General features: G+C 54.1%; 15 protein-coding genes and 2 riboswitches. All 15 genes read left to right on the top strand.

The genetic code is table 11. The features are described from left to right. Nucleotides 1-79: 79 nt before the first annotated feature. Nucleotides 80-625, top strand: coding sequence for a type II secretion system protein N (locus tag ACH5Y9_RS12635; RefSeq protein ID WP_445366317.1), 546 nt, complete (start codon nt 80-82; stop codon nt 623-625). Nucleotides 626-646: 21 nt separating this feature from the next. Beyond that, nucleotides 647-2,551, top strand: coding sequence for a type II secretion system secretin GspD (gene gspD / locus ACH5Y9_RS12630; protein ID WP_445366316.1), 1,905 nt, complete (start codon nt 647-649; stop codon nt 2,549-2,551). Continuing rightward, entirely contained in the window at nt 2,538-4,049 is a 1,512-nt protein-coding gene (gene gspE, locus ACH5Y9_RS12625) for a type II secretion system ATPase GspE (RefSeq protein WP_445366315.1), read from the top strand. Before gspD ends, gspE begins: the two co-directional genes overlap by 14 nt. 6 nt (nt 4,050-4,055) lie before the next feature. After that, entirely contained in the window at nt 4,056-5,267 is a 1,212-nt protein-coding gene (gene gspF / locus ACH5Y9_RS12620; RefSeq protein WP_445366314.1) for a type II secretion system inner membrane protein GspF, read from the top strand. A 96-nt stretch (nt 5,268-5,363) separates the two neighbouring features. Further along, on the top strand, nt 5,364-5,795 hold the full coding sequence (gspG, locus tag ACH5Y9_RS12615; RefSeq protein ID WP_033159026.1) for a type II secretion system major pseudopilin GspG: 432 nt from the start codon (nt 5,364-5,366) through the stop codon (nt 5,793-5,795). After that, nucleotides 5,780-6,322 carry a type II secretion system minor pseudopilin GspH gene (gene gspH / locus ACH5Y9_RS12610; protein WP_445366313.1) on the top strand — a complete coding sequence of 181 codons (543 nt, stop codon included), beginning with the start codon at nt 5,780-5,782 and terminating at the stop codon, nt 6,320-6,322. Before gspG ends, gspH begins: the two co-directional genes overlap by 16 nt. Further along, a complete protein-coding gene (gene gspI / locus ACH5Y9_RS12605; protein WP_445366312.1) occupies nt 6,319-6,693 on the top strand; it encodes a type II secretion system minor pseudopilin GspI in 375 nt (124 codons plus the stop codon). Before gspH ends, gspI begins: the two co-directional genes overlap by 4 nt. After that, entirely contained in the window at nt 6,686-7,264 is a 579-nt protein-coding gene (gspJ, locus tag ACH5Y9_RS12600; protein WP_445366311.1) for a type II secretion system minor pseudopilin GspJ, read from the top strand. The genes gspI and gspJ overlap by 8 nt, the downstream gene beginning before the upstream one ends. Beyond that, complete coding sequence (gene gspK, locus ACH5Y9_RS12595; protein ID WP_445366310.1) at nt 7,261-8,187, top strand: type II secretion system minor pseudopilin GspK; 927 nt, start codon at nt 7,261-7,263, stop codon at nt 8,185-8,187. The genes gspJ and gspK overlap by 4 nt, the downstream gene beginning before the upstream one ends. After that, entirely contained in the window at nt 8,180-9,373 is a 1,194-nt protein-coding gene (gene gspL, locus ACH5Y9_RS12590) for a type II secretion system protein GspL (protein ID WP_445366309.1), read from the top strand. Before gspK ends, gspL begins: the two co-directional genes overlap by 8 nt. Beyond that, entirely contained in the window at nt 9,354-9,869 is a 516-nt protein-coding gene (gene gspM, locus ACH5Y9_RS12585) for a type II secretion system protein GspM (protein ID WP_445366308.1), read from the top strand. The genes gspL and gspM overlap by 20 nt, the downstream gene beginning before the upstream one ends. A 716-nt stretch (nt 9,870-10,585) precedes the next feature. Further along, nucleotides 10,586-10,664: riboswitch (cyclic di-GMP riboswitch) on the top strand. A 39-nt stretch (nt 10,665-10,703) separates the two neighbouring features. Then, the gene (locus ACH5Y9_RS12580) at nt 10,704-11,495 is read left to right on the top strand and encodes a hypothetical protein (protein ID WP_445366307.1); all 792 of its coding nucleotides are present in this window, start codon (nt 10,704-10,706) and stop codon (nt 11,493-11,495) included. Between the two features lie 100 nt (nt 11,496-11,595). Then, entirely contained in the window at nt 11,596-13,155 is a 1,560-nt protein-coding gene (locus ACH5Y9_RS12575; RefSeq protein ID WP_445366306.1) for a hypothetical protein, read from the top strand. Between the two features lie 109 nt (nt 13,156-13,264). Next, entirely contained in the window at nt 13,265-14,854 is a 1,590-nt protein-coding gene (locus ACH5Y9_RS12570) for a ShlB/FhaC/HecB family hemolysin secretion/activation protein (RefSeq protein WP_445366305.1), read from the top strand. A 473-nt stretch (nt 14,855-15,327) separates the two neighbouring features. Next, nucleotides 15,328-15,406, top strand: a riboswitch (cyclic di-GMP riboswitch). Nucleotides 15,407-15,448: 42 nt separating this feature from the next. Beyond that, nucleotides 15,449-26,035: a filamentous haemagglutinin family protein gene (locus tag ACH5Y9_RS12565; protein WP_445366304.1), complete on the top strand. Its 10,587-nt coding sequence runs from the start codon at nt 15,449-15,451 to the stop codon at nt 26,033-26,035. Nucleotides 26,036-26,129 lie beyond the last annotated feature (94 nt).

Here is a 26,129-nt window from a genome sequence, read left to right as displayed (position 1 = left end):
ACCGCCGGCGCGGATGGGGCGCTATTGGCCGGGTCGGCTTTGTCATAAAACAGTCATGTTTTCCCAGCATAATTCATCCATGATGAAATTTGCGGGATTTTCAAGATTTGCTTTCGATTGGAAAACAGCCGAGCGTGGAGTGGGTGGCGGTACCTCTTTGCAATGGCTTGCCACAGCGCTGGCTACGGTTTATCTGCTTGCGGTGTTATATGCCAATCTGACCGATGCGTTGGCCGATTTCGGGCAGATGCCGGCAGAGTCCGCGGCGCCCATCTCAAACGATATGGCTACGCAAAATCCGCCGATGGATTTATCGGAAATCGGCACCTGGCATTTGTTTGGGCAAAGCCCGGATAGCGTGTCTGGTGATGGCGCCGTTGCGGAGACGCAATCGCAACTCAAACTGTTGGGCATCCTGTTTTTATCCAAGAATCCGGAAAATGCCAGCGGCATCATCCAAACCGACGACGGCCAGCAAAAGAAATATAGATTAGGCGATGAACTGCCTGGCGGCGCGGTGTTGCATTCTGTCGAAGCCGACCGGGTGTTGTTAAAGCGTGGCGAACGCCGGGAATCCCTGTTATTAAAAAAAGATAGCGTCCGCGTGCCAGCCGCCACCGAATAACCCCTCTCTTGTAAACTGCAAATGAAAACACGCTTGTTGATCGGCTTGCTGCTGGCCATGTTCTGCCCGATGGTGCTGGCGGAAAAAGACGAATTTTCGCTGAATCTGAAAGATGTCGATATACGCGCCCTGATCGAAACGGTGGCCGATGTCACCGGTAAAAACTTCATTATCGATCCGCGCATCACCGGCAATATCTCGGTGGTGACTTCCACGCCCATGAAATCCGCGCAAGTCTACGATGTATTCCTGTCCATACTAAAGGTACACGGCTACTCGGCGATTCCGAACGGCAATATTGTCAAAATCATTCCCAATGTCACGGCCAAGCAGGATGGTGAGGAAAGCGAGTTGCGCGGCAATCCGCAAAACGGCGACGAGCAACTGACCCGTGTTTTGCAGGTGCATCACGTCGATGCGGCGCAATTGGTGCAGACCCTATTGCCCTTGATGCCGCAATACGCCTTTATCGGTGCGGTGCCGGAAAGTAACACCGTCATCCTGTCGGATACCGCCGCCAACGTCAAACGCTTGGCGGCGATGATCAAGCAAATCGATAAAAGCGATTTACAAAACATTGAAATCATCAATCTGCGGCATGCCAACGCCGCCGATTTGATACTGCCGCTGAATACGCTGATTACCAGCAATAATGCCGGAAAAACCACCGCCGTCCCGCCGCCCATGGTGGCCGACGAACGTTCCAATTCCATTATTCTGGGCGGCGATCCGGAGATGCGCTTGCAGATGCGCGCCTTGATCGCCAATCTGGATACGCCGATGGAAAAAGCCGGCAACACCGAAGTGATTTATATGCGTTACGCCGTAGCCAAGGAGTTGGTGGAAACGCTGACCGGGGTGGGATCTTTAAAAGACGAAAAAGCCGATCAAGCCAAAACCAAAGCCTCCACCGCCAAGGACTTTGATATTCGAGCGGATGAGGCGGCCAACGCACTGATTATCACCGCGCCGCACGATTTAATGCTGACATTGAAATCGGTGGTCCGGCAGTTGGATGTGCGCCGCGCGCAAGTGCATATCGAAGCGATCATCGCCGAGGTCAGCTATGACAAATCGCAGAACATCGGCGTCGAATGGCAAACCAAGGACGATGGCAGCGTGTTTGCGGCCAGTAGAAAAGGCGAAGGTAATTCTTTGAATCTTTCGCAGTTCATTACCTCTGCGGGCAAGGGCCTAAGTATCGGTTATTTGGCCGGTAGCGAACTAAAAGCCCTGCTGACCGCCTTTGCCAACGATACCGATGTCAATGTGTTATCCACGCCGTCGCTGGTGACGATGGACAACGAGGAAGCCAGCATGATAGTCGGCCGCAATATCCCGTTAACCACCGGTCAATATACCCCGTCGGTTGGCGGCAGCTTGAGCACGCCGTTTCAAACCATCCAGCGCGAAGACATCGGTATCAAACTGAAGGTCTTGCCGCAGATCAACGAAGGCAACGCGGTTAAATTGAAAGTGGCGCAAGAGGTCTCCAGCGTCGTGCAAGGCACTACCGGCGCCGATTTGCAGACCAATAAACGCAAGATCGAAACCAGCGTATTGGTCGATGACGGCAAGGTCTTGGTATTGGGTGGCTTGATCGAAGACGACATCACCGAAACGGTGGATAAGGTGCCGCTGTTGGGCGATATTCCTTATCTGGGTTATTTGTTTCAAACCAATTCCACGACTATCACCAAAAAGAATCTGATGGTGTTTTTGCGGCCGCAAATCATCAGGGATGCGGGTAAATCCAGCGGTTTGACCCACGACAAATACAACTACATTCGCGACAAGCAGCAAGAGTTTAACGAAGACGGCGTGTTGTTGATGCCGGAGCAGAAACAGCCTCTGCTGGATAACTTAGCGGACGACAATTCGGCTGCGCAAGATAACGGCGAGGCTGGCGGCAATGGCCAGCGCTGAACCAACAGCGCCGGCGCCGACCGACACCCGGCTGCCGTCTTACGGCTTTGCCAAACGCCACGGCGTGCTGGTCGCGGAATGTTCCGCGCAGCAGGCGCGTATCGTCTATCAACCAAAAGCCACGGTAACAGCCTTGCTGGAAATCCGCCGCTTCGTGGATCGGCCGGCCAGTTACGAAGCGGTCGGCGCGGAAGAATTCGAGCGCCTATTGCAGGCGGTTTACGAACACAAAACCGGCCATGCTCAGCAAATGGTGGCCGATATGCAGGACAATCTGGATTTGTCGGAGATGGCCCAGCATTTGCCCAAGCCGGAAGACTTACTGGAAAGCGAGGACGAGGCGCCCATCATCCGCTTGATTAATGCCTTGCTCACCGAGGCCATCAAGGAAAACGCCTCGGACATACATATAGAATCCTACGAAAAGCGCATGGTGGTGCGGTTTCGGGTGGATGGTACTTTACGGGAGATCATCGAGCCGCAACGCGAATTTGCGCCGATGGTGATTTCCCGCCTGAAAGTCATGGCTAAGCTGGACATCGCCGAGAAGCGCTTGCCGCAGGATGGCCGTATCTCCTTGAATATCGGTGGTCGCACAGTGGATGTGCGGGTATCGACTTTGCCTTCCGGCCACGGCGAGCGGGTGGTGCTGCGTTTGTTGGATAAGCAGGCTAATCAGTTAAGCCTGAAGCAAGTCGGCATGTCGGATTACGAGTTGAACAGTATTCAGCAAATGATCGCCCGCCCGCACGGCATTATTTTAGTGACTGGGCCGACCGGTTCCGGCAAGACCACCAGCTTGTACGCGGTGGTTAATCAATTGAATCAACGCAGCCGTAATATTCTCACCGTCGAAGACCCCATCGAATATTACCTGGACGGCGTCGGCCAAACCCAGGTGAATGCCAAGGTGGACATGACTTTTGCCAAGGGCTTGCGGGCAATTTTGCGGCAGGACCCGGATATTGTGATGGTCGGCGAGATTCGCGACCGGGAAACCGCCGAGATTGCCGTGCAGGCCAGCTTGACCGGCCACTTGGTGCTATCGACATTGCATACCAATACTGCCGTCGGCGCTATAACCCGGCTGCGCGACATGGGCATAGAACCTTTCTTGTTGGCGTCCAGCTTGGTCGGCGTGATAGCCCAGCGGCTGCTGCGTAAACTTTGCCCGCATTGCAAAAAGCCGGAGCAGGTGCCTGTACAGGATTTAGCCAAGCTGGGCTATGGCAACCCAGCCGGCGGGCCGGTTACGGTTTATCAAGCCCAAGGCTGTCCGCAGTGCCATAACCACGGTTACAAGGGCCGCGCCGGTATCTTTGAAATGATCATGCTGGATAGCGCGATGCAGCAGTTAATCCATGATGGCGCCGGCGATTTGGAACTGGAGCGGCATGCCCGACTGACTTCGCGCAGCATTCAACAAAGCGCGCTGGAAAAAGTCCTGAACGGCGACACCAGCATCGACGAAGCCATCCGCATCACCTTAAAGGACTAACTGGGCATGGCGGTCTTCGAATATCAAGCGCTGAACGGCAAGGGCAAATCGGTTAAAGGCACGCTTGAAAGCGATACGATCAAAACCGCGCGCCAGCAATTAAAGGCCAACGACTTAACCCTGCTGGACATTCAAGAAGTTCATAAAAAAGAACGCAGCGGCCAGTCGCCCTTATTGGCGCAAAACATCGGCATGCGCGCGCTGGCGCATATCACCCGGCAGTTAGCGGCTTTATTAAAGTCCGGTTTGGCGATAGATGAAGCGCTGGGCATCATTGCCCGGCAATTGGAATCCAATCGCGCCAGACGGATTTTGCTGGCGATCAGAAGCCGAATTCTGGAAGGGCAAAGTCTGGCCGTGGCATGTCAGGCATTTCCCAGTACTTTTCCGCCCTTGTACCGCGCCACTATCGAAGCCGGCGAATCCTCAGGCAAACTGGATCAGGTGCTGGAAAAACTCGCCGATTATCTCAGCGACAAAGGCCAGCTGCATCGTAAGTTGCAGATGGCGATGATTTATCCGGTCTTGCTGTCGTCCGTGTCCATATTAGTGGTCATCGGTCTGTTGGCGTATGTGGTGCCGGAAATCACCGGGGTGTTCGACAAAATGGGCCACGAGTTGCCGGCTATTACCCAGGCCTTAATTAGTTGCAGCGATTTTTTGCAGCGCAATGGCTTGCTGCTGCTGGCTATTGGGGGGGCTTTATCCGTGGCCGCCAAGCTGATTCTGCGCCGGGAGCGGCCGCGCATGCTGTTTCACCGTTGGCTGCTGACCATGCCAATTACCGCCCGTTTTTCCAAAGGCTTAAACACCGCGCGTTTTACCCGCACCTTGGCGATTTTGACCAATAGCGGCGTGGAGTTGCTGGAAGCCTTGAAAATCTCCAGCCAGGTGTTGGCGAACGAGGCGATGCGGCAGGCGGTGGCGCATACCGCGATTCGCGTGCGCGAAGGCCAGAGCTTGAACAAGGCGCTGGAAGCCAGCGGTTTCTTCCCGCCGGTGACGATACATTTGGTCGCCAGCGGCGAGGCCAGCGGCCAATTGCCGCGCATGCTGGAAAGTGCCGCCGACGATCAGGAACGCGATATTCAGGCGCTGACCGAACTGACCATGGGCTTGTTCGAGCCTGCCTTGATTTTGTTCATGGGTCTGGTGGTGCTGACCATCGTATTGGCGATTCTGTTACCGATATTTGAAATGAACCAATTGATTAGATAGCGGTTTTGTCATACGCCTGTCACGTTGGCTTTCTAATCTTCTCCCCGTTGTCCCGCAGGCAGGGACCTGTTTAAACCAATCCGACTTTAAACCGTTATGAGCAATAAAAAACAGCAAGGCTTTACCCTGATCGAAGTGATGATCGTGGTGGTGATTTTGGGCATCTTGGCGTCCATCGTCGTCCCTAAAATCATGGGCAGACCGGACGAGGCTCGGGCCACGCGCACCTTGCAAGACATCAGAGCCATCAGCGCCGCACTGGACTTGTACAGACTGGATAACTTCAGCTACCCCACCACCGACCAAGGCCTGGAAGCTTTGGTGCATAAACCCGCCAATCTGCCGGCCGGCGCGCATTGGAAGCAGGGCGGCTATCTGGATCAACTGCCAGTCGACGCTTGGGGCAAAGCGTATTTTTATATGCAGCCCGGCGCGCACGGCGAATTTGATTTGTATTCCTTCGGCGCCGACGGTGTGGAAGGCGGCAGCGAAGCCGGCGCGGACATCACCAATTGGGCGCAAAAATAAGTCAGGTTGAGGGCGTGAAGGTTCGCGGCTTTACGCTGATCGAGCTATTGATTGCTATGGTCCTGATCGGCGTGATGAGCAGCATGGCGATGCTGGCGATGGGCAATGCTGATCACAGCCAGCAGCAACAATTGGAAATTCAGCGGCTGGCGAAATTGCTGGAGCTGGCTGAGCAGGAAGCGATGATACGCGGCGACAGTATCGGTCTGGAATTGGTCGGTCAAGGGTATAGGTTTCTGTCGCCGACCCAAGGCAAGTGGCGGCCGGAGAATACTGATGCGGTCTTCAGACAACGGGATTTGCCAGCCGGTATGACCTTGGCATTGACCCTGGATGAAAAGCCGGTGTACCTGACTAAGCACTTTGGCAGCAAAGTGCATCCAGAGCCGCAGATTGTATTTACCCCGGACGGGGCCTCCGACGCATTTAAAATTGCCTTGGATTTAGCAAAAAGCGATCTCCGGTTTTGGCTGAGCAATACGGCGGACGAGGGCTTGGCCATTTCCAGCGCCGCTCTCAAGCCATGAAATACCCCGGCGACGGCGGTTTTACGCTGTTGGAGGTGCTGATTGCCTTGGCCCTGTTAGTCATCCTAATGGCCGGCTTGATCAAAATTACCGCCGATAACACCAAGAACCTTTGGTATCTGGAAAACAAAACCATAGCGGCGACGATAGCTGCCAATCGTGCGGTGCAATTGCGTCTGGATACCGAAAAGCCGGAGAACCAGGACGGCTGGGAAACCATGGCCGGGCGGCGCTGGTATTGGCAGGCCAAACGCGGCGTGACGCCGAGTCTCGGCGGCACGGTCTGGGATTATCGGATTGAAGTGTTTCTGGAAGGCGACAAGTCGCCTTATGCCGGATTGCTTAGTTATGTTCCGACCGGCCATGAATAATAGCGCCAGTCGCGGCTTCACCTTGCTGGAAATCCTGATCGCGATGGCCGTGTTTGCGATCATGGCGGCAATGGCTTACGCCGGATTGGGTGCGGTGTTGGACGCCAGAGCCGGTACCGAACAGCGCTCGGACAGCATCGCCGCGTTGCAGCAAACCTTGTACTTGCTGAACGAAGATTTAGCCCAGGCTTTGCCGCGCTCGATTCGGGACGAGTTCGGCAGCGAACAGCCGGCATTTTCCGGCGGAAATGGCGAGGAATTATTGACATTGACCCGCAGCGTGCCGGAATGGTCGGCGTTGTCGATGCGAAGTGATCTGCAGCGTGTCAGTTATCGACTGGAAAACGGCAGTTTGTACAGGCAGGTCTGGATCGTGTTGGACCGTACCCAGCAGACGCAATTTCGCCGGAAAAAATTGCTGAATGTGAGCGCGCTTGAATTGCGCTTTTACGGCAGCGACTGGATGACGCATTGGCCGGCGGACGGCAGCGGATTACCCAAAGCGGTGGAAGCTAATTTTAACTTGGCCGGTCTGGGCGACATGCGCCGGCTGTTTCTGGTGCGGGAATGAAGTCGCTAGATCAGAATCAACGAGGGATCGCGTTGATCACGGTGATGCTGATACTGGCCATCGCCACGGTCGCGGTCGTGTCCATGTCCAGCGCGCGGCAGCTGGATATACGCCGCACCGAAAATCAACTGCGCAGCATGCAAGCCTGGGAATATGCGTATGGCTTGGAAAGTTGGGCGATTGGCCGGCTGTCGGGTGATGTCGATGGTGTGGATGATACCTGGTCCAAACCGCTGGCAACGACCGTGGTGACTGGCGGCACGATGCAAGCACAGATTGAAGATTTGCAGGGGCGAATCAATCTGAACAACCTATTGGTGGAGGGCAAAATTTCCAAGGACGATATAAAGCGTCTGGAACGCTTGCTGGCCATTCTAAAACTGAAAGCCGAGCTGGTGCAGGCGATTGCCGATTGGGTTGATGCGGATATGGATGTCAGGTATCCGCATGGCGCGGAAGACGAAACCTACACGCGCAAAAAGCCGGCTTATCGCGCCGCTAACCGGCAATTTGCCGATGTCAGCGAGTTGCTGTTGGTACAAGGCATGACGCGCGAGACCTATCTGAAATTGCTGCCTTATGTCTACGCGGTGGAGGGTTACGCGCCGCTGAATGTTAATACCGCCAGTGCCACCGTGTTGCGTTGCTTGGCGGACGACATCAGCGCCGATCAGGCGGAATCCATGTTCAGAGCCCGAGGCAAGCCTTTTGCAAAAGTCGCCGAATTTTTAAAAGATGAAACGGTTGCCGACGCCGGCATCGGTAAATACGGCTTGGGCGTCAGTTCGCAACACTTTTTATTACAAGGGCAAATCGATATGGGCAAAACCCATTTGCAGTTTGAGTCGCAATTGCAGCGCGATAGTGGTGGCGCGCAAGTGGTGAAGCGCCAGCGCCAGCGCCAGGGCTTGGCGCATGGCTGAAAAACTGCTGGTCAGATTCGGCGCCGAATCGGCCGATAAACTGGAATGGTTGAATCTTGTCGAGCCTGATAGCCAGCCGACATCAGGCACGATGGCCGAGTTGGCAGCGGCTGCGCAGGGTAAGTCTGTGCTGCTGTTATTGCCGGCTGCCTCGGTGTTGTTATTACAAATCGAGCTGGCGGTTAAAACCACCGCACAACTGAAAAAAGCCTTGCCGTTTGCCTTGGAAGACCTGCTTGCCGAGGACGTGGAAAATTACCATCTGGTTTGGTTGAAGCAAGACCGGGACAAACTCGCCGTCGCGGCAATTACCCACGAAACATTAGCGGCGCTGCTTACACCGTTTCGAGAAGCCGGTTTGCTGCTGGATGGCGCGTATCCCGAAACCTTATGCCTGCCGTATCAGCCTGGGCAAGCCACTTTGTTGCTCGACGACAGCAACGCTATTTTGCGTAGCGCTGCCTATCTGGGCGGCGGCGTGGATACGCAATTTCTGCCGCAATTGTTGGAAAAAGCCTGTGCCGAAGGTGCTGATTTTCAGACGTTACTGCTATGCAAAGGCAGCGAAGACAGCAAGCTGCCGGACGGTTTGGCAAATACCTGTTTGGAAACAGTCATAACAAAGCCTTTGCCATTCATGGCGAGTGCCGTCGAATTATTGCCCTCCGAGCTGAATTTGTTGAGCGGCGCTTATGCCGTCAGTAGTCGAAAGGTAGGCCGCTGGCAACAGTGGCTGCCGGCGGCCATTGTTCTGGGTGTAGCCTTGGCGGTGCAGAGCTACGCCTTATTGCACACCTACTGGCAACAGCAAGCCGAGCTGAGCGAATTGGACGCTAAAACCCAAGCGCTGTTCAAACAAAGCTTTCCCGAGGTGAAACGCATCGTCAATGTCAAAGCCCAAGCCGAGCAACAACTGGCGCAGCTCAGAAAACAACAGGCTTTTGCCGGTAGCGGCTTCATGCGTTTGATCTACCGTTCCGGCTTGGTGTTGAAAGACGCACCGGCCGTACACTTGAAAAAGCTCAATTTCCTGAACGGCGGTTTGCAGTTACATCTGCTTGCCGACGACATCGGCCAACTGGAGCAATTCAAACAGCAGTTGCAAAGCAGCATGCAAGTCAAAATTCAATCCGCCGACAGCGGTGCAAACGGCGTGGAGGCGCAACTTGAGATTCGCGAAAAATGACATAGCGCAACGCTTCGCCGAATTAACGCCCAGAGAGCGAGTACTGGCGCTGGGTGGTGTGTTGGTCGTGCTGATGTATGGCGCATACCTGCTGTTTTACCAACCAATTGCTGAACAAAGCCGCTTGCTGAACCTAAAAATCCAGGCGCAACAGCAAATCTATACCTACTTACAACAAGTCGGCAACGAAGCGGCGGCTTTGCGGCAACAGGCTACGGTTGATGCACCGGCATTGGATGGCGCTAATCAATCGCCGCTGGCTCTAGTCGATTTCAGCAGCCAGCAGCTGGAGATAAAACCGGCGATCAAACACCTGTCCCCGGAAGGCGAGGACAAAGTCAGCGTCTGGCTGGAAAATCTGGCCTTCGACCGACTGATGTCATGGTTGACAATTTTGGAAACCAAACACCGCTTGCAAGTGCTGCAAATCGATGTGGAAAAACCGGCCGATGCGGACGGTATCGTTAACGCCAAAGTCTTATTGGGCGTTGTTTAGCCCGCCTTCATATTAGCCTGGCCTTTAACGTCCGTCGCTCCCGCGCAGGCGGGAGCCCAGTGTCGCAATGGATTGGTGAAGCGGTCGCAAGGCGTTTGCTTGTCGGGGAATGCCGTGTTCAGCGCACGCAGAGTTCGAAGCTTGCCATCCATGGCACCGGACGCCCTTATCCCGGCGGCATGACGGACTTTTTGGGTTTAACTAACTTGCTCAATAGCCAGCAAGGGCTTTGCCGTCGAGAGCTCACGACAATTCATACCTAGACCACGTCCCACTGCTATTAAGTTAAGAGCAGATGGTTCTATCTCCCCTCATCCCAACCTTCTCCCGGAGGGAGAAGGGGCTTCTTCTTTCGCTCAATGGCAGTGAGGCAATGCCCGCAAAAAGAATCTTAAATTTCATAGCTCCCTCCCGCGCCCAGTCATCAGCTGAATTTTCGTGTTAGCGGCCAGCTTTGTAATACAGATGTATTACATGTCACGTTAATTTAACAATGCTGTAACCGAAACGCCGCTATTGCTCTGGAATAATTCGCGCCAAGTTGAGGGGTTGAGGAACGGCCGTTCAGCAAAGATTCGGGAGCAACTAGGGAACACGGACGGCACGAACAAGGAGCGGCGAAGGAAGAGGATAGGGAGGAGGCTAGGCGGAACATGGTCGCGGGGGCAACAAAGCGGCGCTGTCAGGATGTTAGATGGTGTCGAGTGCAATCTAAAGCGTGTAAAAGCCAAACTCGTTGTGAAGCGGGGACGGAAAGTCACGGGTCTTGCTGGTCAAGACGGCTGGGCTGTCACCTTATGTCATTAATCGAAATTTAAACATGAGGTTTTAAAAATGAAATTGTCTAAAAAATTGTTGGCAGTTGCAGTATTGGCAGCGGCCGCTTCAGGCGCCGCGGAAGCGCGTATCCAAGCTATCGGCGATGCAACAGCAGACGGTAGTGAGTTTTTGTTTAACCTGGTTAACTACACAGCACAAAACTCTTACACGCTGGATTTGGGCATCACTGTTGAACAATTTTTGGCTAACCCCAGCCAACCATTGTCATTCACACTGAGCGACAACAACTTCCAATCGTTCGCTGCTGCTTACACTGCCGGCAACAACGTTACTTGGGGTGTTTCTGGTGGGCATGGGATTTTGGCCGAGCCAGCTGATGTTGTTAAAGCGGGCTTCTATACCACTTCAGTAGTACCTTCTCCTGCTAGCATCGATACAAATTGGTCAGACATCAGTAATTCGATGGGTGTATGGAATGATTTGGTCAGCTATGTCCAAACTCAAGATGCTAACGCCAATAACCTGAGCACCTTCAAAACTATCGGCCAAAACGGTTACACCGCTGTTTACGGTAACGATTTCTTAACCGCTTTGCCATTCACCGCGCAAGGCCAACTGGGCACCGCTTTGGCGTTCGTTCATGAAAAAGTCAATGCCGACGATTTCGATACCGGCGAATTGGAAACTTTCCCAGGTGTATGGAATTTTGCAATCAACGGTAACGTGGGCTCATTGACCTATACAGCTGCACCTGCTGCTGTGCCACTACCTGCCGCGGTTTGGATGTTCGGCGCCGGTTTGATGGGCGTACTGCGCGCCACTCGTCGTAAATCGCTGGCGGTTTAATTCCGCAAACGTCTTGAGCCGGCCGGATTCTGTTTCGCTGGTTCCCCCTTCATGAACGGGTCGGCTCACACTTTAAATTCAATCAATTGAGAGATATACAATGAAAAAGCAATTATTGTCTGCTGCTATCGCAGTGGCTTCTCTGGCAGGTTTCTCGCAAGGTGCATTTGCACATGCGCCTAGCGTCACGCCGGATATCGAAATCTTCATGTCCGGCGCTACCGCGCAAGACAAAGCCCTGGCTGCCTTGTTTGTGAACTTGTGCGACGCCGGTACTTTGGATGTATTTAAAGACAACGGTACAGCGGGTTCCGAAGGTAAAAACCATAGTGCTTATTTCTGCACACTGAACTCTACTAACGTACCCGGCCTAACCGTTAACGGTTCTGCGGCAACTACTGCTAAAGTCCTGTTCCACAAACGTTCTGCCGGCGGTTCTGCGCAAGGCGTTAACCCGCTGATCGACGGCGTGGCGATTGCGGCGATGCGTATCGACAACGGTAACTGTACCCAACAAGGCGCAACCAACACTTGGTTTTGCAACGCTAGCGGCGCTAACCTGACTAACGTGGTCTCCGATGCCGGTATTTCCGATGTTGAGCCAAAATTGTTTGTGGGCCCAAACAAACCCTCAAACGCTTCTGCGGTTGATCCAGTAGCCGTCGACGCGACTCTGAACGTGGTGCCTGCGGCGGCCTTGGTGTTTGGTGTGCCGGTTTCCGATAACTTGTATGTGGCTTTGCAAAGAGCGCAAAACCTGTTGGCCGGTTTTGGCGGCAGCTGCGCACCAGGCGATTACACCGAAGCCTGTATGCCTAGCTTGAGCAAACAACAAGTGGCTGAGTTGATCTCCGGTCAAATCAAAAGATGGTCCGAGTTTAAAGTCAACGGTACGGCCTTAACCGCCTTGACTGCTGGTTTGACTTACACCGATTCCGACGGCACTGTCAGAAACGTAACCCCTAACGATACTAAAGTGCATTATTGCAAACGTATCGACGGTTCCGGTACCGGCGCGCAACAGTACGTTAAATTCCTAAACAACCCTTGCAGCACGGCCGGTCTGGATCCTGACTGGGCGGGTTCTCCTTTGGCGGGTCCTGTGAAGCATGAAATCAGCGGTTCCGGCGATATGGAATTGTGCCTGGAAGACTTTGCCGACGGCGAAGCGGTTGCTAAACAAATCACCACGACTAACCCTGATGTGTTCAACACCGCAGTTAACACTGCCGGTAATAGAGCATGGGCTATCGGCCAACAAAGCTTGGAAAACAATGCTACGCATGCCAAGCATTACCGCTTTATCAAAGTGGACGGTGTAGCACCAACTCTGGAACAAGCCTTCAGAGGCAAGTATATGGATTGGGTTGAGCAAACCTTCCAATGGCGTAAAGCTATCAGCGCTGATAAATCCACCATCATCGCTAAAATCGCTGCCGACGCCGCTTCACCAACCATTCTGGCTACCGAGTTGAACATTGGTTTTGTTCACCCATTCGGTCAATCAGGTTATCTGGCTATCGGTAACGGTAACAACTTTACCGACACCTTGAACGTCAATGCACCTGTTATGCCTTACTCGCATGCGGTTAAAGGTTCTTTGAGCAACTGCCAAGTGCCGGTTATCAAAAACTCTACCAACACCAGCAAACCGATGTAATCAGCATGTAACAAACCTTTAGTGTAATAGCTGGAGGTTCGCGTAAGGATGCGCATTGAATACAAACAGCCTTCGCTTGCGGAGGCTGTCTTTTTTTGCGATGGGTGAAATGAAACAACATTTGTTTTTAGGCTCGGCCCGGTTCGGTCTCGCGGCTGTGTTGCTGATGGCCAGCGCGCTTGGTCAGGCGGAAGAAACCGGCAATCAATTCGATTTACTGGAGCTGCGGATGAAGGGCAGCACCTTATTGGACCGGAAACTGGTTGAACGCACGGTTTACCGGTTTTTGGGGCCGAAAAAAACCATCGATACCGTGGAGGAAGCCCGTACCGCACTGGAAGAGCTTTATCGTAGTAAAGGTTATCAAACCGTCTCCGTGGATATTCCGGAACAGAACGTGGTCGGCGGCGTCGTGTATTTACAGGTGACGGAAGGTAAGGTGTCGCGCTTGCGGGTCACCGATTCTCGTTATTTCTCGTTGGGTGCCATTAAAGCCAAAGTACCTGAGCTGGCAGAGGGTAATGTTCCCAATCTACAAAAAATGCAGGAGCAATTGACCACTTTGGCCGGCGAGAGCCAGGATAGAACCGTGGTGCCGGTGCTGCGTGCCGGTGAAACGCCGGGCACGCTGGAAGTGGATCTAAAGGTGAAAGACGAACTGCCTTTGCACGGCAAGGTGGAAGTGAATTCCCACAATACGCAAAACACCAGCCGCTTACGGACCTTGGTATCGCTGCGTTACGACAATCTCTGGCAAAAATTTCACAGTGCTTCGTTTATGTATCAAACCTCGCCGGAAAATCCGGACGAAGTGGAGGTATTGGTGGGCAGTTATGTCATGCCTATCATCGACGACGACAAGCGCTTGGCTTTATACGCGGTCAGTTCGTCTTCTACCTCGCAAATTGCCAGCGCCGGCGCCTTATCGGTGATTGGTACCGGTGATATTTACGGCGCGCGTTTTGTGTCGCCGCTGAGGACCCTAAATAATTACACCCACACTGCGACGCTAGGCGTCGATTACAAAGACTTTAAGGAAGATTTGAATTTATTAGGTTCGGATACCTTAAAAACCCCTATCAGTTATCTGCCGTTCATGGCCCAGTACAGCGGTAATTTGCGCGATGCCGAGTCTTTGCTGTCGTTCAATGTGGGTGTTAATTTTGCAATACGTGGCTTGGGCAGCGATGAGCAGCAGTTTGCCGACAAGCGCTTTTTAGCCCGATCCAATTTTATCTATCTGAGCGGCGGTATGGATTACCGGCATGATTTGCCGTGGGGTATGGAAGTGGCAGCCCGCATGTCCGGACAGATCAGCGATTCGCCGCTGATCAGTAACGAACAGTTTTCGATGGGCGGTTCTCAAACCGTGCGCGGATATTTGGAAACCAACGCGCTCTCCGATGATGGGGTGACCGCCTCACTGGAATGGTATAGCCCCAGGCTGGTGCCGGACGAATGGGAGGAATTCGACAAAATGCGGGCGCTGGTGTTCGTTGATGCCGGGAAAGGCTGGATTGTCGACGCCCTGCCGGGCAATGCCAACGAAATGGCGCTAGCCAGCACCGGTGTGGGTTTGCGTTTCGATATGTTCAAGCATGTGCAAGGCGAGTTTGATTTCGGCATTCCGCTGCTGGACCAAGGCACTGTCAGACGCGGCGAGAATAGGGTGGACTTTAGGATTGCTACGCAATTTTAGGCGTTGGCGGGTTGAGATTCCCCGAATTTTCCCGTCCATCCTTCGCCAGGCTCAGGACGAACGGGAAAATCCCGGTCAGCCGCAATCGCTAAGTGATTTGTAACTTGTTATACCCGGCGGCACAAAACGGGTAGCGATGAGCGAGCCGCTCGCTTTCGAGGTGGAAGAGTCTTTCCCGATGGGGATGCTGTTAGTCCTTCGTGTTGAGCTTGTCGAACCATGAATGTCTGGCGGCATTCGCACCAAATTGATTAGTGATTTTCCGATTATTCGGTTCGGGATATTGGTTATTTAATAATTAATATTACAAATTTATTAAAAATCTATTTGCATGTAATAAATTTGTAATATTTTGTATTGCCTTGATACTACTTTTGTACAGTTATTATGCGGCTGTTTTAAATTAGTATTTATTCAGCATTTTATGCTTATTAAGGTAGTTAAAAGTTATTTTTATAATTTTTACCATTTTATTTAAATATTGCTAAACCCGTTGCGAGGCGGGGGCGGAAAGCCGCGGGTCTTGTCAGTCAAGACAGCCGGGTTGCCAACTGATTTTATTCGGTTGTTTCTTGGATTGGCACAGGCGAAATTATGACTAATAGACAACAGCATCAGCATGGCGACGCGGTATTTTTCAGATTAAATCCTATTGCGGCTTGCGTAAAGTCGGCAGTCGCGGGCAGTATGCTGATCGCTTTCGTTTCCCCGGTCTGCGCCGAGTTACCGGTGCCCAGCGCGGTTTGGGCCAGCATGGGTGGCGCCAGTCGTTCCGTCATCGGCAACAATATGACCATTAATCAGGAAACCGACCGGGTTATTCTGAATTGGGATAAATTCAACGTCAGCGCCGATAGTTCCGTCGAGTTCAAGCAGCCTAGCGCCAGTGCCATCGCGCTGAATAAAATCGTCGATCCCCTTAAAAATCCCAGCCAGATTTTGGGCTCGGTGACTGCCAACGGCCAGATATATTTGGTGAATAAAAACGGTTTCGTGTTCGGTAGTGGTTCCGTGGTCAATGCCCGCGGTTTGGTGGCTTCGACGATGGATGTCAGTTTCGAAAAAACCTTTGATAAAGAAACCATCGGCACTGTCTCCAAGGATGGTCGCGCCGCTTTTCAAGGCTCCGGCGATAGTTTCAGACTGGATGCCGACGGTAAAAAAGTCCCCATTGAGATCAAAGTGGAAAGTGGGGCACGGATCAAGTCTAGCGAAGGCGGTCGCATCCTGGTAATTGCGCCGACCATCATGAACAAAGGCGATGTGGAATCGCCCGGCGGTCAGGTGATCATGGCGGCGGCCACCGATAAGGTGTATTTGCAGGAAGCGCCCACCGCCGATAATAGAACCAATAACGACGTGCGCGGTTTGTTGGTGGAAGTCGAAACCGGCGGCAGTGTGGAGAACTTGGGTAACATCGCCGCCAATCGCGGTAACGTCACCTTGATGGGCTTTGCCGTCAAACAAAGCGGCAAGGTGTCGGCAACTACCTCCACCAACGTCAACGGCACTATCCGCCTGTTGGCTAGAGAAGGTTTTACGACCAAAGCCGAAGGCGGCGAGACGGTGATTGCCGCCAAGGCTACCACCCGCACCACGGATAAAGGCGATGATTTGGGACGTTCAGCGCAGGTGATTTTTGGCGAAGGTAGCACCACCGAGATTCTGCCGGAGGTGGAATACATAGAGGAAACGCAAACCCTTGAATCCGGTGAAACCGTTAAGGTATTGGTGGAAAAAACCGCCGTATCCGGTCAGGACCAGCCGCCGTCTCGGGTGGAGATTGTGGCCGATAAAGTGCATCTGCAAGCGGGTTCGCAGATCAATGCACCCTTCGGTAATGTTTCAATCACCGCAACTAAATCCCCGCTAAATCCGGTTGCCAACAACAGCATCAAAAACGATAGCCGCATCCTGATCGATGCCGGCGCGAAAATCGACGTATCCGGTACCGACAACGTCGTTCGCACCATGGAAAGCAACGTGCTGGAAGTCGAGTTGCGCAACTTCGAGTTGAAAGATGCGCCGCTGCAGAAGGCCGGGATATTAAAAGGTAAGACCGTCCTGGTGGATATTCGTGAAGGTACGCCGCTGACGGACATTGAGCCCACCGTGGCCGGCATCGGCCGCACGGTCGCCGAACGGATGGCGAAAGGCGGCGAGATCGCGCTGAACTCAGAAGGCGATGTCATCCTGGAAAAAGGTGCGGTTCTGGACTTTTCCGGTGGCGAGATTACCTATCTGGATGGCTTTATTACCACCAGTAAACTGCTAGCTAATGGCCGCTTGGTGGATATTAGCGAAGCCGATCCTTTGGTGCCTTACGAGGCGATTTACGGTGAGGTGGTTAAAACGTATCAAAAATGGGGCGTCACCAAAGTCTGGAAAATCGACGGACCGTTCACGTTGGCCCGTTTCGAGCCGGGTTATGTGGAAGGCCAGGACGCCGGTACCCTGATGATTAGGGCCAATAGCGCCATTTTAGACGGCGACCTGCTGGGTAAAACCACCAGCGGCAGGCGGCAACGGACGCTGGCAGAGCAGGCCAAGGGCAGCCGTCTGACGGTCGATACCGCATTTACCCTGACTAATGCCCAGGCATTGATTTTTTCCGCCGGTGTACAAAACAGCATCAATGTGGATATCGACGAGGCCTTGCCGGTCGGCAATGACGGTTTGGCTATGGCCTTGGCTGTGGATGCCAACAAGTTGATTGAAGGCGGTGTGCGCAATGCGGTGTTTAAAACCAACGCTAAAATCAGCGTCGCCGAGAATGCGACCTTGCGCTTGGCGGCCGGCGGCAATCTGACTTTACAAGGCGGCGCGGTTGACGTGCGCGGCAATATCGTTGGTGCCGGCGCCACGGTAAAACTGGAAACCGCCCGAAACAACGTACCGGGAATGCAAGGCGAGATTAATCTTGCTGCCGGCGCTACGATAGATTTGCGCGGGGAATGGGTGAATGATTTCGCCCAACCGGGAAATTTGGACGGCAAGACGGTGGCGATAGACGGCGGTACTTTTATCGCCAAGGCCATGGGTAATGGCGGCGGCGTGAATTTGCGGGCCGGCAGCTTGGTCGACATCAGCGCCGGGGCCTGGTTGCACGAAGACCGCAGGCTGGAAGCCGGTAAGGCGCAAAGAAACACCGGCGAGGGTGATACTTTTAAAGAGGGCGGTATAGTGTTGGTTGCCGAACCTGCCATAGACAAGGCCGGCGCCAACGTGTTGCTGGACGGTGTCATGCACGCTTATGCCATGCAACAAGGCGGCGGTTTTACCGTAAAAGCCAATGCGGTAGCCATTCGCCGGGAAGAGACGCCTAGCATAGGCGATGGCGGCGTACAGCCTTTGCAAATCGCTACGACGTTTTTCGGCGAAGGCGGTTTTGCCGAGTTCGATATCGGCGCAAATCTGAACGGATTGACGGTGGACGACGGCGTCAATATCCAGCTGCGCCAACAGAATAGAGTATTGAACAACACCTATCTGGAACAGGCCAACGCTGACGGTATCGAGGCATTCTCGGATTTGACGACTTTGTTGCCGGAACTGCGCGCACCCAGCAAATTGACCTTGCGAGCCGATCATGCCGCCGGGATTAATGCCAACAGCAATTTGCTGGTGGCTGCCAGCGCGACGATTAACGCCGACGATTTAAGCAGCGTTACGTTGGAGTCCGATTCGTCTCTGGTCATGGACGGTCGAATCGTCGCGCCCGGCGGTACCGTGACACTGAAACTCATTCCCGATCAAAGCGAAGTAGACCCGCTATACCGGCGGGATCAAGGTATTTGGTTGGGGAGTACTGCCGGCATCGACGTGGCGGGCGGCAGTCAAATCACCGAGGACGGCTTGGGCCGGCGTATAGGCAAGGTCTTCGACGGCGGTAAGGTAATCGTCGATGCGAAACGCGGCTTTTTTGCCTCCCAGGCCGGCTCTTTGATTAATGTTTCCGGTAGTCAAGACCTCCTGGATTTACCGGTTAATAGTCCCGCCGCGATAGGCGCGAGTTTTGCGGCTACTTTAGTGGGCTCGCATGCCGGCAGCATCAATATTACTGCCGCCGAAGGCGCGTTTCTGGGCGGCGATATGCAAGCCGTGGGGGGCGCGGCGCCCGGCACCTCGGGCGGTAAATTGTCGGTGTTTTTGAACGTGGATAATCGTGCCGATCCGGATGTGGAGAACTCAATATTTCCGCGCGCGCCGCGCATTTTGAAAATCTCCCAGGAACGGAATGTACCGTTTTCCTCTGCGTTTTCTAAACCCGGCGATTCATTACCCAAGAAAGATTCGCCCGGCGATCAGCTCACCGGCGTCGGCTATCTGGCGGCCGAGCAGCTTAGCGAGGGCGGCTTTAGTTCTCTGGATCTGGCCGTATCCGGAGAGAAGGGTGAGATTCGGTTTACGGGCGATGTCGATCTGCAACTAAATAACGCTATTGCTTTGGATGCGGTCAATTTCGGTTGGGAGCGGAACACCGCCGCCGATACCGGTAATGTGCAAATCAGCGCTACCACCGTGACTTTGGGGTCGGATAGCTATCGCGCACCAATAGTAAAAACCAGCAACGGCGATGGCAGATTGGCGGTAAATGCCGATTTGATCGATTTGGTCGGTGGCTCGGTAACGACCGGTTTTAAAGCGGTTGATCTTACCGCCGACGGTGATATTCGCCTAAAAGGTATAAGGATTGATAGTAAGGAATTGGATTTTGTCGGCGAGTTTAAAACCTTTTCCAGGCTAAATGTAACTGCGGCGCAGGTTTATCCTACCTCCTTGACTGAGTTTACCTTGGCGGTCACCGGCGATCAGAACGGCACGGTGACTTTCAACAAAAGCGGTCATGCAACGCCGGTGCTGTCGGCCTTGGGCAGTTTGACCGTGCAAGGTCCGAATATCGTCCAAAACGGCGTGCTGGCCGCACCCTTGGGTGAGATCGTTTTGGATGCGACAAAATCGGTGACCTTCGGCGCCGAAAGTATGACGTCGGTCTCGGCCAAGGGGCAAATCATCCCGCTGGGCGTCACCCAGGGCGGCTTGGAATGGCTGTTGCCCTTGGCCGGCACCGGCAACAATCTTAACGTGGTCAACCCCGATCTGAAACCGGCGGATATTCAAAATAAGCGGAAGTTTGAAAGCCCCGAGAAGAAAATAACCGTTAAAGCCGCGCAAATCCTTCGGGAAGATGGTGCTTTGGTGGATTTATCCGGCGGCGGCGATTTATTAGGCTTCGAATTTATTCCCGGTGATGGCGGTTCGGTAGATGTTCTTGATACTGATCAGCGCTTTGCGGTTGTGCCGGGTATATCCGGTTATTCGCCGTTCGACCCCAAATCGTTTCCAGAATCCGGCCTGAAAACCGGCGACAGCATTTACATCGGTGCCGGTAGCGGGCTTGCCGCCGGCTACTATGCCTTATTGCCGGCTCGTTACGCCCTATTGCCGGATGCCTTTTTGGTGTCGCCGGTCGCCGGCAGCGCCAATGCCATTCCCGGCACCAGTAGAACCCGGGTCGATGGCGCTGCTGTCGTTACTGGCTACCGCAGCGTTGCCGGAACAGACATCCGTGATCAGTATTGGTCGGAGTATGTGGTCGAAGCCGGCAGCATCGCGAAAACCCGCAGCGAATACAACATCAGCTCGGCCAACCAATTTTTCGCGGATAGAGCTGTAACCAAAGAAGAGGCGATTCCGCGTCTGCCGCAAGACGCCGGGCAATTGGTGCTAAACGCCAAAACCCGTCTGGAGCTGCCCACCGTGGTGGCCGATGTGGTCGAGGGCGGACGTGGCGGCTTGGTAGACATCGTGGCGGATAAATTGGCCTTGGGCACAACCGCCGCCACCGACGATGTTGAATTGTTGGTGAGCGACCTGGATAAGTTTAGAGTGGATAGCTTGTTATTGGGTGCGGTGAGAAGCTTTGACGCGACGACCGGCCACACCAAGTTGGATGTCATTGCCAAGTCAGTGACGCTAGCCCAAAACACCACCTTGAAAGCGCCGGAGGCCTTGCTGGCTGCTAGCGAAAACGTCACGCTTGAACAGGGCGCCAAAATCGAAGCCAGCGGCGCGGTTGCGGATACCGATAGCGATACAGTGCTGGAGCTGAGCGGCGATGGCGCCTTACTGCGCGCGTCGGCAGGTAAACAGGCAACGATCAACCGTACCGGCGACAAAGGCTTGAAAGGCGATCTGACTATAAATGCCGGTGCGGTCATTTCGGCCGGAGCGGGTTCGGTGGCGCTGGACTCGACACGGCGAACCAAAATGGCCGGCGAATTGAATCTGGCCGGCGGTTCCTTGTATCTCGGCGCGGAAACTATCAACCTCGGCGAAACCGCCGGCGTATCGACTGGTCTGTCGCTGGATAATAGTCAGTTGGCGCACTTGACTGTTAATGAGCTGGTGTTGAGCAGCCGGGGTATGGTCAATTTGTACGGCGAGTTATTGCAAACCGATGCCCTTGGTCAGCCTTTTCAATTTGGTGATATACGCATTGATGCCTTGGGTCTGGCCGGCAAAGCCAATGCCGGGAAAACACTGTCTTTGAATGCGAAAACCTTGAGTCTTGCCAACAGTAAGTCTAAGGGTAGTGTTTTGGCGGGTGACGGCAGCGGGGTACTGAATGTCAATCTACAAGAGCTGATGTTAGATCAAGGTAAATTCCAGCTCTCGGGATTTGCCGCAGTCAATGTTAATGCTAGCGAGCGTATGTTGGGCAAGGGGGATAGCACTTTAACCGCATTGGCCGACTTGAGCGTGAACACGCCGTTTGTCAGTGCGGAGAACGGCGCTAAAACCATCATCAATGCCAGCGGCCATGGCTTGTCTCTTGCGGGAGGTAGCCAGACACTAACCGCGGGCACCCAAGGCATCGCCGCGCAATTATTATTGGAAGCCGATAGCATCGGTTTGAACACCGCCTTGTTGTATCAAACCGGTAATGTGTTTTTGAATGCCTTGCAAGGGAATGTGACCTTAGGTGGGAATGCTTTGATTGATGTATCCGGTGCCGTGGCGTATGCGGGTTTAAGCAAGCCGGTGAATCTATCCGGCGGCAAAATCAGTCTAAGTTCTCAGCATGGCAATGTCAGCACCGAAGCCGGCAGCAAGCTACTGCTAAACGCCAGTAACGCCGAGATGCTGGCCGGATTGTTGTCCGCGCAAGCCGGCGCCGGTCAGGTGCAATTCAACGGTTTTATCGATGCTCACGGCGTCGGTAAGGCCAATGGTGGCCGGATTGCCATTGATACCGGCAGTTTGAGCGCCGGCGGTTTTAGTGCTTTGAATAATGTATTTGCCGCCGCTGGGTTTAGTGGTGCTGTCGAACTGAGAACCCGCAGCGGCGACATTGTGGTTGAGGCTGGGCAAACTGTGAGTGCTAATGCGATCAATCTGAGCGCCGACACCGGCAGTATCAGCATTGCCGGCACCTTGGATGCTGCGGGTGCGAATGGCGGTTCGGTGACTTTGGCGGCGGAAGATCTGCTGACGCTGAATAGCTCGGCGCTGATTCTGGCGAACGCGCAAGCGGCGAACGGCAACGGCGGCAAGGTCAGTTTGTCGTCTATCGATGGGGCCACGGCTGATGGCGCCGGCATTGAGATCCAGCCCGGCGCGCTTATCAACGTCGCAGCGGCCGGAGCTGGTGCGGCGGGCGAGGTGTATTTACGTGCCGACCGCGATGATACCGACAGCGACGGTTTTGCGGATATAAACGTCAAAGCCATTGCTGCCGGTACTATCGTTGGCGATACGGATGTCACGGTTGAAGGTGCGCGTGTTTATAACAACAGCAATATCGCCTCCGCCGAACAAGTGGATATGCATAACGACAATTTGGCTTATATGACCGATTTGGCGACGGCAAATGTGGCTAATAGCCGCTTCGGCGCCGGGTTTACCATCATCCCCGGCGTGGAAGTTCGCAGCAGCGGCAATTTGACTATCGCCAAGAACGAGACCTGGGACTTGGGAAAACTGGATAGCGGAGAAGCCTGGCGCTATGGCGCGAATAACGATCTGGTTGGGGTGTTAACGCTTAGAGCCCAAGGCGACTTGTTGATTAATGCCAGTTTGAGCGACGGCTTTTCAAGTGGCGTATTGAATACCGCAAATTTGGGATCGTTCAGCATCAGCGACTATTTGCAAACCAGTGCTTCATGGAGTTACCAGTTGATCGGCGGCGCCGATTTGAATTCCGCGAATGCGATGGCGGTGCTGGCCTCAGCCAGTCTGCTGGCGAAACCGGAGGATGGTGACGTCACTTTAGCCAACAATGTCAGCGTACGGACCGGTACCGGAAATATTGACATTCGCGCGGCGCGCGATCTGGTGTACGGAAATGAAAATTCGGCGATCTACACGGCGGGGCGGGCGGATGTGGATGATGCCAAACGCTGGGGCAGCGGCGGACCGGATTTGGCCGCGCTGTTCTATGCCGAGTATCCCGTGGACGGCGGTGACATCAGCATTCAGGTCGGACACGATATAGTTGCTAAACCTAGTGCGCAATTGCTCAGCGATGCCTTGGTGCGCACCGGCGATTGGTCTAATAGCAATCAGCACAGCACGGAATTTGACTCGGAACGTCCGACAGCCTGGGGCGTGGCCTTGGGCGTCAGCGACTCGACCAGCGTTTCTCGTCAGCACCAGCAAAGCGTAACCGCCTTCGGCGGCGGTAATGTCCGCATCAGCGCGGGCGGAAATGTCGAAGACCTGTCGGTGATGATCCCTACCACCGGTAAACAGGTAGGCGAGCGGGATGCTCCGAACATCTTGGATGCCACCATCATCACGTTCAAGACCAATGTGGTCGAGGTGAATGGCGGCGGTAATCTGCAATTGCAGGCGGGTGGCGACATAGCCGGCGGCGTGTTTTACGTGGACGGCGGTGCGGCGGATATTTATGCGCACGGATCGCTGAAAGCGGGTACGAACCAAGGTCTGAATCCGAAAGGCAAAGAGCTGAATCCGATATTGGCCTTGGGCGATGCGCAGTTTAATGTCGTCGCCGGCAAGTCCATGGCCCTGGAAGCGATTGTCGATCCGATGTTCGTGACCTTGTCGGAACCGGTCGACGCGATAAATAAATCATCGAATCGGTTCTTCCGCTACAGTGCCGATAGCAATGTGAAATTGACCACGCTCTCCGGTGATCTTACCTTGGAAAACGACATTGCCAGCCTGCTTTTGGCTACCAATGCCAATATTTCAAAAAACTTTTTGGTTTATCCCGCTGGCCTACAAGCCTACGCACTGAACGGCAATATTGCCGTCGATAAGAGCTTTACGCTGTATCCGTCTGCGCAGGGTGATTTGGAGTTATTCGCGGCTGAGAATTTAACCGGCAAGGGTAATCCTGCGATTATTCTGAGTGATGCGGAACCTATCGCCTTACCGAGCGTGGCATTGCCCTTCGTCGGGACCGATTTAGACGACTTGGACAATGTGCTGAAGGTTTTGGCTATTCAGCAGCCGCAATCGCCCACCGCGATTCACGCCGGCACGCCGCTGCACGCCAACGATCCCAATCCGGTGTTGATTAGTACCGGCAGCGGCAATATAGGCCACATCAAAGAGGATATGGTGTTTGTATTGGCGAAGCCCGCCGAAGTCAGCGCCGGTAGGGACATTGTGAGCGCCACGTTCAAAATTCAGCACAATAACCCAGACGCTGTCAGTGTCTTTAATGCCGGTCGGGATATTCGTTACAGGGTCAATATTCACCCCGATACTGGCAATATCATCGAAGCCGATCAAGGTATAGACGTGGCCGGTCCCGGACAATTAACCGCGCTGGCGGGCCGGGATGTAAATTTGGGATCGTCCATCGGTATTACATCTTCGGGCGATCAATCCAACGCCGCGCTGGCCGATGACGGTGCCAACATTACCGTGATTGCCGGTTTGGCTGGCGGTGCGCTGAACAGCAACGGCTTTGCCGAAGGGTTTATGCTCAACTCGGGTAAATACGTCCTGGAAAATCAGCGTTACCTGAATTTGTTCGTGCAGGAAATGCGCAGCATCACCGGCGACCCGTCGTTAAGTGTCGATGCGGCCAAACTGGCATTTAGCGGGCTTTCCACGGTGGATAAGGCCCGGTTAGACAGCAAGCTGTTAAGCGTCGTGCAATCGGTGTTTTTGCAGGAGGTAAAAGCCAATGCCAGCACGCTGGCCAAAGCCACCACCAAACAGGCGCAGGATCTGGCCGAGCTAAAATTGCTGGCTACCATCGAGTCGCTGTTCCCCGGTACCACCTTATTGGCAGGCAATAGCGATTACCGCATTGATGCTGCGAACGGCATTGTAGTTAACGCCGATACCAGCGCCAGTAATATCTTGAATAGTTTGAATGCCGCGCTGCAGCAAAAAATTGAGGCAGAGTTGGCACGGCAGGGCAAAACTTTTGCCAGCGCTAGCGACCGCGAGAAAGACGATGCCCGCGAACTGGTCAGGCCCAAGCTGGGCAACATATCGCTGTTCTTGAGTTCGATACAAACCAAGGACGGCGGCGATGCCAATCTGTTTACTCCCAATGGTGGCATTACCGTGGGTTTGGCGACCGCCGATATTGGTTTGGCAAAGGAAGATGATGAGTTGGGCGTGATCGTGAAAAAACAGGGCGAAGCCAATCTGCTGGCCCGCAACGATATCGATGTGAACATTCAGCGCGTAGTGACTTTGGGTAACGGCAATATTACCGGCGGTTCCACTGAGGGCGATGTCGATGCCGGTCGTAGCGCGCAAACCGCATTAGCGGCTCCGCCGCTTAAAGTCAGTTACGATGCGGCGGGTATGCCGGTACTGGAAGTATCGCCGGTGTTGCAAGGTGGCGGTATCAGAACGGTGGGAGCAGGGGACGTGTTGTTGTTTGCACCGCGCGGCATCATCGACGCCGGTGAGGCGGGTATCAGAGGCAATAACATTACGCTGGCGGCAACCGCCATCGTCGGCGCCGATAATATCGATATCGGTGGTTCTGCCGTGGGTGTGCCGGTGGCTGCGACCGGCAGTGTCGCCGCCGGTTTGACCGGCGTCAGCAACGTGGCGGCCGCGGTCGGCAAATCGCTGGATAGCACCGGCAGCGTTGGTAAGGAAGCAGCCGAAAAACTGGCTAAGGCCGCGGCCAACACCTTGGGTATCTTGAGCGTGGATATTCTGGGTTTTGGTGAATAACCCGCTTAGTCACCATTCAGGCTGACAATGGCTGAATTGCCCGTGTTCGCCACGGGCAGTGGGCGTGTCGGCCTGCCCTATAACGGTCGGATTA

Source organism: Methylomonas sp. BW4-1 (assembly GCF_052474385.1).
This window is presented reverse-complemented; position numbering and strand designations above follow the sequence as displayed.

What these genes read in the sequence shown, in the direction of transcription:
- ACH5Y9_RS12575 (WP_445366306.1), top strand. Translation starts at nt 11,596, where the DNA reads ATGAAAAAGCAATTATTGTCTGCTGCTATCGCAGTGGCTTCTCTGGCA.
- gspK (WP_445366310.1), top strand. Translation starts at nt 7,261, where the DNA reads ATGAAGTCGCTAGATCAGAATCAACGAGGGATCGCGTTGATCACGGTG.
- gspG (WP_033159026.1), top strand. Translation starts at nt 5,364, where the DNA reads ATGAGCAATAAAAAACAGCAAGGCTTTACCCTGATCGAAGTGATGATC.
- ACH5Y9_RS12635 (WP_445366317.1), top strand. Translation starts at nt 80, where the DNA reads ATGATGAAATTTGCGGGATTTTCAAGATTTGCTTTCGATTGGAAAACA.
- gspL (WP_445366309.1), top strand. Translation starts at nt 8,180, where the DNA reads ATGGCTGAAAAACTGCTGGTCAGATTCGGCGCCGAATCGGCCGATAAA.
- ACH5Y9_RS12570 (WP_445366305.1), top strand. Translation starts at nt 13,265, where the DNA reads ATGAAACAACATTTGTTTTTAGGCTCGGCCCGGTTCGGTCTCGCGGCT.
- gspJ (WP_445366311.1), top strand. Translation starts at nt 6,686, where the DNA reads ATGAATAATAGCGCCAGTCGCGGCTTCACCTTGCTGGAAATCCTGATC.
- gspD (WP_445366316.1), top strand. Translation starts at nt 647, where the DNA reads ATGAAAACACGCTTGTTGATCGGCTTGCTGCTGGCCATGTTCTGCCCG.
- gspI (WP_445366312.1), top strand. Translation starts at nt 6,319, where the DNA reads ATGAAATACCCCGGCGACGGCGGTTTTACGCTGTTGGAGGTGCTGATT.
- ACH5Y9_RS12580 (WP_445366307.1), top strand. Translation starts at nt 10,704, where the DNA reads ATGAAATTGTCTAAAAAATTGTTGGCAGTTGCAGTATTGGCAGCGGCC.
- ACH5Y9_RS12565 (WP_445366304.1), top strand. Translation starts at nt 15,449, where the DNA reads ATGACTAATAGACAACAGCATCAGCATGGCGACGCGGTATTTTTCAGA.
- gspF (WP_445366314.1), top strand. Translation starts at nt 4,056, where the DNA reads ATGGCGGTCTTCGAATATCAAGCGCTGAACGGCAAGGGCAAATCGGTT.
- gspE (WP_445366315.1), top strand. Translation starts at nt 2,538, where the DNA reads ATGGCCAGCGCTGAACCAACAGCGCCGGCGCCGACCGACACCCGGCTG.